Raw genomic sequence first — 13819 nt, 5'->3', positions numbered from 1 at the left:
GCCGGGAGGCAACCTGCGACGGGGGTATCGATGAAAGCTGTTTTGTTACGTATCTGGGCCGCGTTCTGCGCGCTCGGGCTGATCGCTCAACCGCTGTGCGCCAAGGAGCGCGCGCCGCTCGAAATCAAGGACAACGGCGCGCTTGACGGGGCGCAGCAAGTGGCGATCGTCTCCTTCAACGTCGGCTTCATCTTCGAATCCGTCGACCAGACCCAGAAAACCGGGGGCCTGATGGGCGCTTTCGGCGGGACGACCAAGGCGCGCAGCGAGCTTGTCGGCGTGACGCCCGAAATGATGCAGCAGATCACCGATGCCGCCTATGCCGATTTCGTCGCCAAGCTGGCGGCGCGGGGAATCACTGTCGTCGAGGCCGATTTCTCGCAGCTTTCGGGCGACAAGGGGCCGAGCGAGGAGCGCATCAATCTGGAAAAGAAGAGCACCGGCAAGGCGGTGTTCTATGCGCCCAGCGCGCTGCCCGTGCAGGTGTTCCTGCGCGGCGACGTGGCGCAGCGCAAGAGCCTCGCAAATTTCGGGGACGAGGGCCGCATCGCGCGCAACACCTACGCGGTGGAGAACGCCGCCAAGGCGAACGGCATTCCGGCGGTGGGCGTGGTCTATCTGGTCGACTTCTCCGACCAGAAGCGCCCCGGCGCCTTCAGCTTCGGGGGTAGTCTCAAGGTCAATGCCAACCTTTCGGTCGTGCCCGAATTCTCGCGGCTGACGGTGATCGGCGCGAACGGCAAGAAGAACGAGATCGTGCTGAAGCAGCCGGTGTCGGTCGATGGCGAATTCGTCGAGGTGTCGGACGCGATGGGCAAGCGGGAGAAGACCGTGCAGGGGGCGGCGAACGTCCTTGGCGGGCTGGCTGCCAATTCGGGCATCAAGCTGCCGATGATCGGCAAGACCCGCAAGTTTGCCTTCACCGCGATTCCCGAAAACTACCAGTCGGGCGCGATCGCCTTGGCCGAAGCCGCAAACGACACGATCCTTGGCCCCGTAGGGCGCTGACCCCAAACGCAGCCGCCGCCGGGTATCGCGTTGCGACATCCGGTGGCGGCACGTTGTTTCCAGATCTGGGGTTTTGGGTTTTGGGGAGGTCAGCCCTTGGGCATGATGACCCCGCAGGCGACGCGCGCACCCGAAGAGGCCATCGCGCGATAATCGTCCGCCGCGGCGTGAACCATCACCGCCGACCCATCCGCATCGCCCAGCAGGTAGGGATTGGCTGCGCTGGGCGTGCCCGACAGCGTCACGCCGGGGACGGTGAAGCTCGCCTCGCCCATGCCGTCGGCACCGATGGTGATGTTGGGCAGGTCGCCCGTGTGATAGCCGCCTTCGGTGTCGAAACCATGCTCCTTGCCCTGCGGATTGAAGTGGCTTCCCGCGGCGGCAAAATCGGGGGTGCAGGCGCCGGTTTCATGGATGTGGAAACCGTGCACGCCCTCGGTCAGGTTCTTGAGCTTCGCCATCACGATCACGCCATTGGCGGCCTGGGTGAAGGTCACCGTGCCCGCATCCGTCCCATCGGCCTTCATCACCTTGGCCGTGACAGGCATCATCGCCGCCGCGCCGGGGACGGCTCCGGTCTCCTGAGCGCAGGCGGCAAGCGGCATGGCGGCCAGCACGGCAAGCGGCGCAAGGGCAAGGCGGGGCGAGAGGGTGGCGGGCTTGATCATGGCGAAAACTCCTTTGTATGTCCGCCTATAACCTTTCGCGCAGCGCAGGTGTTCCCATCTGCCGGCCGGAGCGCCATATGCGCGCGGCGGGCAGAGCGCGACTTCCTGCTTGACGCATTGCCGCAGCGCGCTTCACCCTCGCGCACACGTACACGTAAGGGACACCTCTCTCAGCCCATGCAACTTGTCATCGTCGAATCCCCCGCCAAGGCGAAAACCATCGAGAAATATCTGGGCAAGGACTTCAAGGTTCTCGCCTCCTACGGCCATGTCCGCGATCTGCCGCCCAAGGATGGCAGCGTGAAGCCGGACGAGGACTTCGCGATGGAGTGGCAGCTCTACAGCGACAAGCAGAGCCGCTTCAAGGAAATCGCCGATGCCGCCAAGGGTGCCAGCCGCCTCGTGCTCGCGACCGACCCCGACCGCGAGGGCGAGGCGATCAGCTGGCACGTTCAGGAGCTTTTGAAGAAGCGCAAGAGCCTGCCAGCCAAGGTCGACCGTGTCACCTTCAACGCGATCACCAAGCAGGCGGTGACCGACGCGATGACCAAGCCGCGCGAGCTCGATCAGCCGCTGATCGACGCCTATCTGGCGCGGCGCGCGCTCGACTATCTGTTCGGCTTTACGCTTTCGCCGGTGCTGTGGAGGAAGCTTCCCGGTGCGAAGAGCGCGGGCCGCGTGCAATCGGTCGCGCTGCGCCTGATCGTCGAGCGCGAGCGCGAGATCGAAGCGTTCCGGGCGGAAGAATACTGGAGCGTCGTCGCGCAGATGCAGCACGACGGCACGGCCTTCGACGCTCGTCTGGTGAAGTTCCGGGGCGAGAAGCTGGAGAAGCTTAGCCTCGGCGAAAAGGGCATCGCGATGGAGGCCAAGGCCGCTGTGGAAAGCGGGCGGTTCACGGTCGAAGGCGTCGAGACCAAGCCGGTCAAGCGCAACCCCGCGCCGCCGTTCACCACCTCGACGCTCCAGCAGGAGGCCGCGCGCAAGCTCGGCTATTCGGCGCAGCACACGATGCGGCTGGCGCAGTCGCTCTACGAAGCGGGCGCGATCACCTATATGCGGACCGATGGCGTGCAGATGGACATGGGCGCGATTCTTGCCGCGCGCGATGCCATAACCGCGCGCTTCTCCGAGGATTACCGCCCGGAAAAGCCGCGCTTCTACAGCACCAAGGCCAAGAACGCGCAGGAAGCGCACGAGGCGATCCGCCCGACAGATTTCACCCGCGAACGCGCCGGAACCGGCGATGAGGGCAAGCTTTACGATCTCATCTTCAAGCGCGCGATGGCAAGCCAGATGGCGACCGCGCAGCTCGAACGCACCACCGTCACCCTGCGCGATGCGACCGGCCAGCACGAGCTGCGCGCCACCGGCCAGGTGATCCGCTTCCCGGGCTTCCTTGCGGTCTATCAGGAAGGGCTGGACGATTCCGAGGACGAGGATGGCGGGCTGCTGCCGGTGATGAAGGCGGGCGACTGCCCGGCCAAGCGCGCCGTCGAGGCGACCCAGCACTTCACCCAGCCGCCGCCGCGCTTTTCCGAAGCCTCGCTGGTCAAGCGGCTGGAGGAGCTCGGCATCGGGCGCCCGTCCACCTACGCCTCGACCATCCAGACCCTGCGCGATCGCGCCTATGTCCGCATGGAGAAGAACCGCTTCTTCGCCGAGGAATCGGGCCGGCTGCTGACCGCCTTCCTCGAACGCTTCTTCCCCACCTATGTCGCCTATGACTTCACGGCGGGCATGGAGGACGAGCTCGACGTCGTTTCCGACGGGCGCGAGGATTACAAGGCGCTGCTCGCGCGGTTCTGGCGCGACTTCAAGCCCAAGGCCGACGAGGTGATGGACAAGCTGCCTTCGGAAGTGACCGAGGCGCTCGACGATTATCTCTCCGACTTCCTGTTCCCGCCGCGCGAGGACGGCAGCGATCCGCGGGCCTGCCCGCTATGCGCCACCGAAGGCCGCAGCGGCGGGCGGCTCAGCTTGCGCGGAGGCCGTTTCGGGGCCTTCGTGGCCTGCGCCAATTACCCGGAATGCAAATACACGCGCCGCTTCGCCCAGCCGGGCGGCGAGGGCGAGGGCGGGGCCGAAGACGGCGTTATCGGCCAGCACCCCGAAACCGGTGAGGACATCCACCGCAAGTCAGGCCGCTTCGGCCCCTATGTCCAGATGGGCGAGGGCAAGGAGGCCAAGCGCGCGAGCATCCCCAAGGACCTCGACGATTTCGATCTCGACTGGGCGGTGAAGCTGCTCGACCTGCCGCGCATCATTGGCGCGCATCCCGACACGGGGCTGGAGATCGAGGCCAATATCGGGCGCTACGGGCCTTACCTTCGCCACGATGGCAAATACGGCAAGCTGTCGAACACGCGTGAGGTGTTCGAAGTCGGCATGAACCGGGCGGTCGCTGTTCTGGCCGAGGCGGCGAACCGGGGCGGGGCGGCGCGCGGCAAGTCGGAGCCGATTGCCTCGCTCGGCGCGCACCCCACCACCGGCGGCGAGATCAAGGTCATGCCGGGGCGCTTCGGCCCCTATGTCACCGACGGCACCACCAACGCGACGATCCCGCGCGACACCAAGCCCGAGGACGTGACGCTCGACGCCGCGATCGCGCTGATCGACGCGCGCATCGCCAAGGGCCCGGCCAAGGGCAAGGGCAGGAAGAAGGCCGCGCCCAAGAAAGCCGCGCCCAAGAAGCCGGCGGCGAAGAAGCCTGCCGCCAAGAAAGCGCCTGCCAAGAAGAAAGCGCCGGCAAAACAGGACTGAGCCCGCGACCGGCCGGCGGATAGAAGTAGCAATTTGCTGCGCAATCCGCCGGCCGCGTTTGCAAATAATAAAGCATTTGGACCCTACCACGGTGGCCGGAAAAAGGGTTCCCGCCGTGATCGAAATTGAAGTCCAGAACGAGACCCATCAGACCCAGAGCCGGATCCGCTTTGCCGCCGTCCCGCGCATTGGCGAGGGCTTGCGGCTGCGCGAACCGGACGGGATGTGGGCGAGCTACGACGTGCTCGATGTGTGGTACCAGAAGGCCGAATTCGGCGATGTCTGGATGCCCTACCTCCATGTCCGCGTGACGCCCGGCGAGATGGTCGGCACGCTCGAGGCCGATCCCTATTCGGATGATTTTGCCGCGCAGTCCTACGAATCCGGGCGTGCCGCGATGGGTGGGGGGCGCTGACGGTGCAGAATCTGATCAAGCGCAATTCCGGCCCCGGTCGTCGCCCCGCGATGGAGGGCAAGACGCTGGCCGAAAAGCTCGCGCAGAACGAAAAGGCGCTGGAAGCGGGGATCGCCGCCGCCGAGGAAGAGGCCGCGCGCGCCCAAGCGGATTCGGCTTCGGGCTCGGGCGCGAGTGCCGCTGCTGCGCCGCCCGCGCGGCCTGCCCCGGCCGCTGCCGATGAAGCTGACGGCACCGCGGCGATCGTCGCCGCTGCCAAGGCGATGCGCGATCGCTATGCCGGGCAACCTGCTCCGGCAGCGACCGCCCGGACCTGTCTGATCGTCGACGACAGCCGCGTCATCCGCAAGGTTTCCAGCAAAATCGCGATCAGCCTCGGCTATGTGCCGATCGAAGCCGAAAACGGCGAGGAAGCGCTCGCCCGGTGCAAGAAGTCGATGCCCGATCTGGTGCTTACCGACTGGAACATGCCAGAAATGGACGGGATCGCCTTCGTCACCAAGCTGCGCAGCATCCCCACGCCCAAGGAGCCGGTGGTGGTGTTCTGCACCTCGAACGGCGAGGCCAAGGATATTCACGACGGCATCGCCGCAGGGGCCGACGATTACATCGTCAAGCCCTTCGACGAGGCCGCATTGCGGGCTAAGCTGGAAAAGCTGGGGCAGGGATAATTCGGCGCGAACCCAACAATTGTTGGGCAGTCAGGGCCTAGACAGAGCCGCGCGCTTTTGCGAACGGGGTCGGTCCGCAAGGCCGTGCCTTGCATCCTCACGGATCCCGCCATGCCGACGACCTTTGATCAGACTCATTCGCCCAGGATAGGGCAGATCACCTTCCGGCAGCTGGCCGATGCGATGCCGCAGATGGTCTGGTCGACCCTGCCGGATGGCTCGCATGATTACTACAACGCGCGCTGGTACGAATTCACTGGCGCGCCTGCCGGATCGACCGATGGCGAGGGCTGGAACGACATGTTCCACCCTGACGATCAGGAACGCGCCTGGGGCATCTGGCGGCATAGCCTCGAAACCGGCGAGCCTTACGAGATCGAATATCGTCTGCGGCATCACAGCGGCGAATATCGCTGGACGCTGGGCCGCGCGCTGCCAGTGCGCGACGAGGACGGCACGATCATCCGCTGGGTCGGCACCTGCACCGACATCCACGAACAAAAGGAAATCGCGTCGATGAACGCGGTGCTGAGCCGCGAGCTCAGCCACCGCATCAAGAACATCTTCGCGGTGATCGGCGGGATCATCGGCATTTCGGCGCGGCAATTCCCCGAGATGGGCGAACTCGCCGGGCAGCTGCAGGCGCGGGTGGCTTCGCTGGGGCGCGCGCACGACTATGCCCGTCCGCACAGCGAGGAGAGCGCACCGCATATCGGTTCTCCGATGCTGAAAGAGATGCTGCGGCAGCTGCTACAACCCTATCCTGCGCTCGATGAAGGGCGGGTGACGATCGAGGGCGACGATCTCAAAATCGACGACCGCGGTGCCACCCCGATCGGTCTGGCGTTCCACGAGTTTGCGACCAATTCCATGAAATATGGCGCGCTGTCGGTGCCCGAAGGCCACGTGGGGATCGTGATTACGGTGCAGGATGAGAAGGTGACGATCATTTGGTCGGAAACCGGCGGCCCCCCTGTCACCGCTCCTGCCGAGAGCGGGTTCGGAACGCAGCTCACGGAAATCGCGATCGATGGTCAGCTGGGCGGCACGATATCGCGCGACTGGGCCGCCGATGGCCTACGGATTACGGTGGAAGTGCTGGCGAACCGCCTCAGTCGCTGATGGGAGGGGCGCCGTCGCCGATCAGCTGAAGCAGACGAGATTCTGCGGGGGTTCGACCGGATGCCCGCGACGCCGTTCAAGCGCATATGAGACGGCAGAAAGCAGGGTCTGCGGGTCGGCAGGTTTGGTCATGACACCGATCGTGCCCGCCACGCCGTCACCCAGAACGCGCGGATTGGCGGTGACAAAGATGACCGCCGCGTCGAATTCGCCCGACAGCCGCGCGCCGATTTCCGGGCCGGTCAACCCATCGCGCAGGTGCAGATCGACCAGTGCGAGCGACACGCCGCTGCCGGCCTTGACGATGGCACTTTCCATGTCGGCCGCGACCCCGACGACCGTATAGCCATTCCGTTCGAGAATGCTCTGCATCTCGAAGGCGATGAAGAATTCATCTTCAACTATGAGGATCGTCTCGGACATACTGCGCAAAGGTAGCTAACCGCTTTTTTGTTCCCGGCACACGAAATTTTTTTCCGTGTTCGGGAACGATAGGAGTCGCCGACCGTTTAGCGCACCCAGTCGAGTCCGATCTCTTCGAACAGTTCCTTGTCCTCGGCCCAGTTCTCCAGCACCTTGACGTGCAGGAACAGGTGCACCTTCACCCCCAGCACCTCGGACAATTCCTTGCGTGCGGCTTCGCCGATCGCCTTGATCTTCGATCCCCCCTTGCCGAGCACGATGGCGCGCTGGTTGTCGCGGGTGACGACGATCTGCTGGTGGATCTCGACGCTGCCGTCCTTGCGCAGCTCGTATTTCTCGGGCCGCACCGCGCTGTCATAGGGCAGCTCCTCGTGCAGCTGCTGGTAGAGCTGTTCGCGGGTGATCTCGGCGGCAAGCAGGCGTTCTGAGGCGTCCGAGACCTGATCTTCGGGGTACATCCAGTCGCCCTCGGGCATCATCCGCGCGAGGTGATCCTTCAGCTCGCCCACGCCCTCTCCGGTCAGGGCCGAGACGAAGAAGATCTCGGCGAAATCGACCTTGCCGCCCAGCTCCTGCGCCAGCGCCAGCAGCGGTTCTTTCTTGGCGCGGTCGACCTTGTTGAGAACGAGGATCTTGCGCTCGGGCCGCTCTGCAAGTGTCTCCAGCAGCGGTTCGAGCTCATGGCGGCGCTGCTTGATCGGATCGACCAGCAGCAGCACCGCGTCCGCCGCTTCGGCGCCTTCCCATGCCGCGCTCACCATCGCCCGGTCGAGCCGTCGGCGCGGCGCGAAGATGCCGGGCGTGTCGACGAGGATCATCTGGGTCGGCGCATCGTCCGTTTCGTGCAGCGCAATCCCGAGCATCCGCGCGCGGGTGGTCTGCGCCTTGGCGCTGGTGATCGCGACCTTCTGGCCGACTAGGCTGTTTACCAGCGTCGATTTGCCCGCATTGGGCGCGCCAAGCACGGCGACCACGCCGCAGCGGGTGGGGGGGGTGTCAGTCATGATAAGCCTTCTTGTCATTTGCCACGAAATGTTCCACGTGAAACATTTCAGGAACATTCATCCGAACCGGTCCAGAAAGGCCTTGGCCGCCAGTCGCTCGGCCTCGCCCTTGCTGCTCGCGGTCGCTTCCGCCTCACCGACGTTTCGCACGCTGACTTCGACCGTAAAGCGCGCCGCGTGATCCGGGCCGGAGCGGTCGGTGACGGTGTAGACCGGCGGCGCGCGGCGGTTTCCGGCGGCCCATTCCTGCAGCGCGCTTTTGGGGTGCTTGGCCTTGCCCACATCGCCTTCGAGTTCCTTCGCCCAGAGGCGGTAGATCAGGCTTTTCGCCGTGTCGAAGCCATGCGTGATGAAGCAGGCGCCGATCAGCGCCTCCATCACGTCGCCGAGGATCTTGTCGCTGTCCGCCCCGCCATCGTCGCGCGCCTGCTTGCCGAGGCGGATATGCTCGGGCAGGCCGATGCTGCGTGCGATCCGCGCGCAGGTGGTGCCGCTGACGAGCGCGTTGAGACGCTGCGAGAGCTTGCCTTCGGGCGCGTCGCCCGCGCGGAACAACCATGCCGCCACCGAGAGACCCAGCACCCGGTCGCCGAGAAATTCGAGCCGCTGGTAATCCGCCGCGTCGGCCGGGCCCGATCCGTTGAAGCTGCCGTGAGTCAGCGCCTCCAGCCAGACGGCATCGTCGGTGGGGGCGAAGCCCTGCTGGTCGAGCCACGCGCGCGTTTCGGGGGCGAGGCCGGTCACAACAGGTTTCCGATCCGGTTCCAGCGCGCGGCGGAGAACCAGCTGAGCGGGTTGCCCCAATCGGCGCTGCCGTCGGTCGACCACACGATTATGGTGGCGCGTCCGACCAGCAGATCCTCGGGCACCAGCCCCACGCCGAACCCGGCGGCAGCCTCGAACCGGCTGTCGAGCGAACTGTCGCGGTTGTCGCCCATCACGAACAGGCGGCCCGGCGGCACGGTGACTTCGGCGAAGGTGTCGGCCCCCGGCACGGTTCCCAGATCGAGCACGGTGTAGGACGGCCCGCCCGGCAGCGTCTCGCGGAAGGCGGTATAGCGGCAGGCCTCAGCACCCTCGGCGGTGCGGACGACATCGGCCGATCCGCACAGGGTGTTGGGCGACATCGGCACTTCGAGGGCGGGCAAGGCCTCACGCCTGAGCGCCTCGCCGTTCAGCAGCACCTCGCCATTGACGACCGCCACCCGGTCTCCCGGCAGACCGATCACGCGCTTGATATAGTCCTGCCCGTCGACCGGGTGCTTGAAGATCACGATGTCCCCGCGCTCGGGCGTGCGTGCGAAGAGACGGCCATCGGGCAGCGGCAGGTCGAAGGGCAGCGAATGGCGCGAGATGCCGTAGGGCCACTTGGCCGCGAGCAGATAATCGGCGGTCATCAGCCGCGGCAACATGCTCTCGGTCGGGATCGAGAAGGGCGAGAATACGAATACGCGGAAGGCCAGCACCGCCAGCAACAGCTTGATGATAAACCACACAAATCCGCCCCAGCTCTCGCCCATGCGTGCGGTCTGGGCGGCGGGTGGTGTATCCCGGAGCGATTGGGTCTTAACATCCATCACCCGTGCCCTTACTCGCAGCCGCACACTTGCGCAAAGGGGAACGGTTATGAGCACTTCCGAGACAGGCCGCGACGAGGCCGGGATTGCCGCGGCATGGGCGGGCCTGCGTGCGTTGCCGCAGCCGACGCTGGCCGAACTCTTCGCCGCCGATCCCGCGCGGCCCGAGGCGCTCACCCGCCGCATCGCCTGGCCGGTCGGGCCGGGCGGCGAGGTCGAGGCGGGGATGCGGATCGACTTTTCCAAGACCCACCTGTCCGATGAAGCGCTGACGCTGTTCGAAGCGCTGGCCGATGCGGCCGGTTTCGGGGCGATGCGCGATGCGCTGTTCGGCGGCGGGATCGTCAACCCCACCGAAGGCCGCGCCGCCACCCACGGCGCGCTGCGCGGCAGCGGCACGCCCGCGCAGGTGGAGGAGGCCGAGGCGCTGCTCGCCCGCATGGGGATGCTGGTCGAGGCGATCCACGAAGGCGCGCTGGGCGAAGTGCGGCACTGCATCGCGATCGGCATCGGCGGCTCGGCGCTCGGCCCGGCGCTGGCGATCGACGCGCTGACCCGCGATCTGGCGCTTGTCGATGTCCATGTGGTCTCGAATATCGACGGGCTCGCCCTCGAACAGGCGTTCCGCGCTTGCGATCCGGCGACGACGCTGATCGCGGTCGCCTCCAAGACTTTCACCACCATCGAGACCATGACCAACGCGGCAAGCGCGCTGAAGTGGCTTTCCGACAATGGCGTCGAAGATCCCGGCGGGCGGGTGGTGGCGCTCACCGCCTCGCCCGAGAAGGCGGTCGAATGGGGGGTGGACGAAACCCGCGTGCTTCCCTTCGTCGAGAGCGTGGGCGGGCGCTATTCGCTGTTTTCGAGCATCGGCTTTCCGGTGGCGCTGGCGGTGGGGATGGACGAATTCCACGCGATGCTGGCCGGGGCCAAGGCGGTGGACGATCATTTCCGCGAGACCGAAGGCCGCGCCAATGCGCCGCTGCTGGCGGCCTTTGGCGACCTATACTACAGCCGCATCCGAGGCTGCCAGACCCGCGCAGTCTTCGCCTATGACGAACGTCTCGCGCTGCTGCCCTACTATCTCCAGCAGCTCGAAATGGAATCCAACGGCAAGAGCGTCACCGTCGACGGCGCGGCTGTCGACGGGCCGACCGCAGCGATCACCTGGGGCGGGGTGGGGACCGACGCGCAGCACGCGGTGTTCCAGCTGCTGCATCAGGGCACGCACCTTATCCCGGTCGATTTCCTCGTCAGCATCGCGCCCGGCGACGATCTCGACCCCGCGCATCACCGCATCCTGCTGATGAATTGCCTCGCCCAAGGCGCGGCGCTGATGGCGGGCAAGCCTTCCGACGATCCGGCGCGCGCCTATGCCGGGGATCGCCCCTCGACCACCTTCCTGATCGACGATTGCGACGCGGCCGCGCTGGGCGCGCTGATCGCCTTCCACGAACATCGCACCTTTGCGGGCGCGGTGCTGATGGGGATCAACCCCTTCGACCAGTTCGGGGTGGAGCTGGGCAAGGCGATCGCCAAGCAGATCGAATCAGGCGAGGGCAGTTTCGATGCGAGCACCATGGCGCTGATGGCCGCCGCCGGGCTGCGCTGAGCGCTTCGGCGTGATGCAGGATAGCCACAGCGTCTGCGAGTGATTGCGCAAGCGCGCATTCTTGTTCCTCGCGATAGTTGCAGGCTTGCGCGCCATCGCAGGAAAATTACGACAAATGTGGGACGGCTGGCAAGAATCGACGGATTTTCGCCTTTCGCCGTGTTCGATTTGCACCTCTTGGCCAAATGCGTATTCTTGAGGACATCCGGCGTTACCCGACACGCCGCCTCTCATTCTCCTCGCAAGGAAGCCCCATGATCCGTGCCGCCATCGTCCCTGCCATCGCCCTGATTGCTGCCATCGCCGCGCCGGTGGCCGCCGACGAGAAGGCGCAAGGGGACGGCACGGCGCGTTCCAAGGTCAAGCCCGCGCGCCTGATCGAATTCACCGGCGACCGCGAATTTCTCAAGACCTCCTCGCGCCTGCGGGTGTGGCGTGCCGAGGTCGGCTACACGCTCGACGTCGACACCGCGGGGGTGCCGACCGATTGCGAGCTGACCGACAAGTTCCGCATGAACTACGTCAACGACAAGCTGTGCGAAGTGCTGCTCAAGCACCACACCTTCGAACCGGCGGTCGATGCCAGCGGCGCCCCGGTCGAAAGCAGCTACGAAGGTTCGCTCAACTACGTGGAATTGCGCGAGAAGGAGTGATCGGCAGGCTGCGGGCGCAGACCCGCACAGGCCGTTACGGGCACCTGTTGCGGCGCCGTTGAAAGCGCCGCATTTGTGCTGCCGGACCGATAATCCTTTGACATTCGGGCGCCGAGGCCCCATCTGCGCCCCATCGAAGCGCGCTAGCCATGCGTGAAGCGGCGGAATTCTGAAAGCATCCGCCCCGGCCGCGCCTCGGTTTTTTCTCAAGACTTCCCTTTTCACGCGGGCGGTTTCAACCCCCGCGCCGCGCGCCCTGCAAAGGTCTGCGCGCGTCGCAGATTATTTGCGAGTTTTCTATCACATGACCACTTTTGCTGACCTCGGGCTGTCGCAGCCCGTGCTCCAGGCCCTCGACATGAAGGGCTATTCGACGCCGACCCCGATCCAGGAACAGGCGATCCCCGCCGTCCTCAAGGGCCGCGACCTGCTCGGCATCGCGCAGACCGGCACCGGCAAGACCGCCGCCTTCATGCTTCCCAGCATTGACCGGCTGCGCGAAGCCGACAAGCAGATCCCGTTCAAGTCCTGCCGCATGCTGGTGCTGGCGCCGACCCGCGAATTGGCAGTGCAGATCGCCGACAGCGCCAAGGATTACGGCGCGCTCGCCGGGCTGAAGGTGCAATGCATCGTCGGCGGCACGAGCGTGGGCAAGGATCGCAACAAACTGCACCGCGGCACCGACATTCTCGTCGCAACGCCCGGCCGGCTGCTCGACCTGATCGACCAGAAGGCGTTCAACCTCAACGGCATCGAAATTCTGGTGCTGGACGAGGCCGACCAGATGCTCGACCTCGGCTTCATCCACGCCCTCAGGAAGATCCGCGAACTCGCGCCCAAGGAGCGTCAGACGCTGTTTTTCAGCGCCACCATGCCCAAGGCGATCAAGGAATTGGTGAGCGGCTATTGCGACAACCCCGTGCAGGTCTCGGTCACGCCCGAAAGCACCACGGCCGAGCGCATCGACCAGTACCTCTTCATGGTGCAGCAGGACGAGAAGCTCTCGCTGCTCCAGATGATCCTCCAGCGCCGCCATCAGGTGCCGGGCGAGTTCGAGCGGATCCTGATCTTTACCCGCACCAAGCATGGCGCGGACCGGGTGGTGAAGAAGCTCGCCCATGCAGGTATCGAGAGCAACGCCATCCACGGCAACAAGTCGCAGCCGCAGCGCCAGCGCGCATTGGACGAGTTCCGCAAGGCGCGGGTGCCGATCCTGATCGCGACCGACGTCGCCGCGCGCGGGATCGACATTCCGGGCGTCAGCCACGTCATCAATTACGAGCTGCCCAACGTGCCCGAGCAGTACGTCCACCGTATCGGCCGCACCGCACGCGCCGGGCGTGACGGGATCGCGATCGCCTTCTGTGCCGAGGACGAGCGCGCTTACCTCAAGGACATCCGCAAGGTGACGGGTGCGGAACTGGAGCGTCTGCCGCTGCCCGACAATTTCCGCGCGGTGGTCGAGGGCGAAGGCCCGACCAAGCCCGCACCGCGCCAGCCGATGAAGCGGGTCAATCCGCGCCCGCTCGGCCAGCGCGGGGCACCGAAGGGCGAGCAGCGCGGCGAGCGTCGCGAGGGTGGAGAGCGTCGTCCGCAGCAGGGCGATCAGCGCCGCAGCGGCAACGCCCCGCAGGGTGAGCGCCGTCCGCAGGGTGATCGCAAGCCGCAGAATGCGCAGGGGCAGGGCCGTCCCGCAGGCGGCGGCGATCGTCGCCAGCCCGGCGGCGGTGGCCGTCCCGGCGGAAATGGCGGCGGGGGTCGCGGTCGCGGCCGTGGTCGCTCCGGCGGCGGCGGCGGTGGCGGTCGTCCGCGCGCTGCCAGCGTCTGACGCTCCGGCGTAACCGGCACCAGCGGTGCGGCGAACTCCCGACAGGGTATGCGCCGCACCATTGGAATCGTGCCG

Annotated in this window: 13 protein-coding genes; 8 read left to right on the top strand and 5 right to left on the bottom strand. The window is 66.0% G+C overall.

The window, feature by feature from the left end; translation table 11 throughout:
- The first annotated feature begins 30 nt into the window (after window positions 1–30).
- Window positions 31–1008, top strand: coding sequence for a hypothetical protein (locus E2E27_RS13300; RefSeq protein WP_234036058.1), 978 nt, complete (start codon window positions 31–33; stop codon window positions 1006–1008).
- 89 nt (window positions 1009–1097) lie between these two features.
- Here the strand turns inward: E2E27_RS13300 and E2E27_RS13295 are convergent, their stop codons facing one another.
- Window positions 1098–1676, bottom strand: coding sequence for a superoxide dismutase family protein (locus E2E27_RS13295; protein ID WP_199799080.1), 579 nt, complete (start codon window positions 1674–1676; stop codon window positions 1098–1100).
- A gap of 177 nt (window positions 1677–1853) precedes the next feature.
- Here E2E27_RS13295 and topA point away from each other — a divergent pair, with 177 nt between their 5' ends.
- The 4 genes from topA (at window position 1854) to E2E27_RS13275 (ending at window position 6647) form a co-directional block, all read left to right on the top strand.
- Window positions 1854–4439 carry a type I DNA topoisomerase gene (topA, locus tag E2E27_RS13290; protein ID WP_141459899.1) on the top strand — a complete coding sequence of 862 codons (2586 nt, stop codon included), beginning with the start codon at window positions 1854–1856 and terminating at the stop codon, window positions 4437–4439.
- Between the two features lie 115 nt (window positions 4440–4554).
- Complete coding sequence (locus E2E27_RS19290; RefSeq protein ID WP_234036057.1) at window positions 4555–4854, top strand: hypothetical protein; 300 nt, start codon at window positions 4555–4557, stop codon at window positions 4852–4854.
- 2 nt (window positions 4855–4856) lie between these two features.
- Window positions 4857–5525, top strand: a complete 669-nt coding sequence (locus E2E27_RS19050) for a response regulator (RefSeq protein WP_234036056.1) — start codon at window positions 4857–4859, stop codon at window positions 5523–5525.
- A gap of 111 nt (window positions 5526–5636) precedes the next feature.
- Complete coding sequence (locus E2E27_RS13275; protein ID WP_141459897.1) at window positions 5637–6647, top strand: PAS domain-containing HWE histidine kinase family protein; 1011 nt, start codon at window positions 5637–5639, stop codon at window positions 6645–6647.
- 21 nt (window positions 6648–6668) lie between these two features.
- Here E2E27_RS13275 and E2E27_RS13270 read toward each other — a convergent pair whose 3' ends face one another.
- The 4 genes from E2E27_RS13270 to lepB form a co-directional block, all read right to left on the bottom strand.
- The gene (locus E2E27_RS13270; protein ID WP_141459894.1) at window positions 6669–7070 is read right to left on the bottom strand and encodes a response regulator; all 402 of its coding nucleotides are present in this window, start codon (window positions 7068–7070) and stop codon (window positions 6669–6671) included.
- A gap of 86 nt (window positions 7071–7156) precedes the next feature.
- The gene (era, locus tag E2E27_RS13265) at window positions 7157–8074 is read right to left on the bottom strand and encodes a GTPase Era (protein WP_141459892.1); all 918 of its coding nucleotides are present in this window, start codon (window positions 8072–8074) and stop codon (window positions 7157–7159) included.
- Between the two features lie 57 nt (window positions 8075–8131).
- A complete protein-coding gene (rnc, locus tag E2E27_RS13260; protein WP_141459890.1) occupies window positions 8132–8818 on the bottom strand; it encodes a ribonuclease III in 687 nt (228 codons plus the stop codon).
- Complete coding sequence (lepB, locus tag E2E27_RS13255; protein WP_141459888.1) at window positions 8815–9651, bottom strand: signal peptidase I; 837 nt, start codon at window positions 9649–9651, stop codon at window positions 8815–8817. The genes rnc and lepB overlap by 4 nt, the downstream gene beginning before the upstream one ends.
- Before the next feature lie 49 nt (window positions 9652–9700).
- Here lepB and pgi point away from each other — a divergent pair, with 49 nt between their 5' ends.
- The 3 genes from pgi to E2E27_RS13240 all read left to right on the top strand — a co-directional run bounded on the left by pgi (window position 9701) and on the right by E2E27_RS13240 (window position 13744).
- Complete coding sequence (pgi, locus tag E2E27_RS13250) at window positions 9701–11263, top strand: glucose-6-phosphate isomerase (RefSeq protein WP_141459886.1); 1563 nt, start codon at window positions 9701–9703, stop codon at window positions 11261–11263.
- A 254-nt stretch (window positions 11264–11517) separates the two neighbouring features.
- Entirely contained in the window at window positions 11518–11916 is a 399-nt protein-coding gene (locus tag E2E27_RS13245; RefSeq protein WP_141459884.1) for a hypothetical protein, read from the top strand.
- A gap of 304 nt (window positions 11917–12220) precedes the next feature.
- Window positions 12221–13744: a DEAD/DEAH box helicase gene (locus E2E27_RS13240; protein ID WP_141459882.1), complete on the top strand. Its 1524-nt coding sequence runs from the start codon at window positions 12221–12223 to the stop codon at window positions 13742–13744.
- Window positions 13745–13819 lie beyond the last annotated feature (75 nt).

This window comes from Porphyrobacter sp. YT40 (assembly GCF_006542605.1).
Lineage (GTDB): Bacteria > Pseudomonadota > Alphaproteobacteria > Sphingomonadales > Sphingomonadaceae > Erythrobacter.
Note: the sequence above shows the minus strand (reverse complement) of the source record. Positions and strands in the feature narration are given on the sequence as shown.

Bases quoted from the DNA above. Each gene is read 5' to 3' on its own strand.
- E2E27_RS13300 (WP_234036058.1), top strand. From the start codon at position 31: ATGAAAGCTGTTTTGTTACGTATCTGGGCCGCGTTCTGCGCGCTCGGG.
- E2E27_RS13295 (WP_199799080.1), bottom strand. From the start codon at position 1,676: ATGATCAAGCCCGCCACCCTCTCGCCCCGCCTTGCCCTTGCGCCGCTT.
- topA (WP_141459899.1), top strand. From the start codon at position 1,854: ATGCAACTTGTCATCGTCGAATCCCCCGCCAAGGCGAAAACCATCGAG.
- E2E27_RS13275 (WP_141459897.1), top strand. From the start codon at position 5,637: ATGCCGACGACCTTTGATCAGACTCATTCGCCCAGGATAGGGCAGATC.
- E2E27_RS13270 (WP_141459894.1), bottom strand. From the start codon at position 7,070: ATGTCCGAGACGATCCTCATAGTTGAAGATGAATTCTTCATCGCCTTC.
- era (WP_141459892.1), bottom strand. From the start codon at position 8,074: ATGACTGACACCCCCCCCACCCGCTGCGGCGTGGTCGCCGTGCTTGGC.
- lepB (WP_141459888.1), bottom strand. From the start codon at position 9,651: ATGGATGTTAAGACCCAATCGCTCCGGGATACACCACCCGCCGCCCAG.
- pgi (WP_141459886.1), top strand. From the start codon at position 9,701: ATGAGCACTTCCGAGACAGGCCGCGACGAGGCCGGGATTGCCGCGGCA.
- E2E27_RS13245 (WP_141459884.1), top strand. From the start codon at position 11,518: ATGATCCGTGCCGCCATCGTCCCTGCCATCGCCCTGATTGCTGCCATC.
- E2E27_RS13240 (WP_141459882.1), top strand. From the start codon at position 12,221: ATGACCACTTTTGCTGACCTCGGGCTGTCGCAGCCCGTGCTCCAGGCC.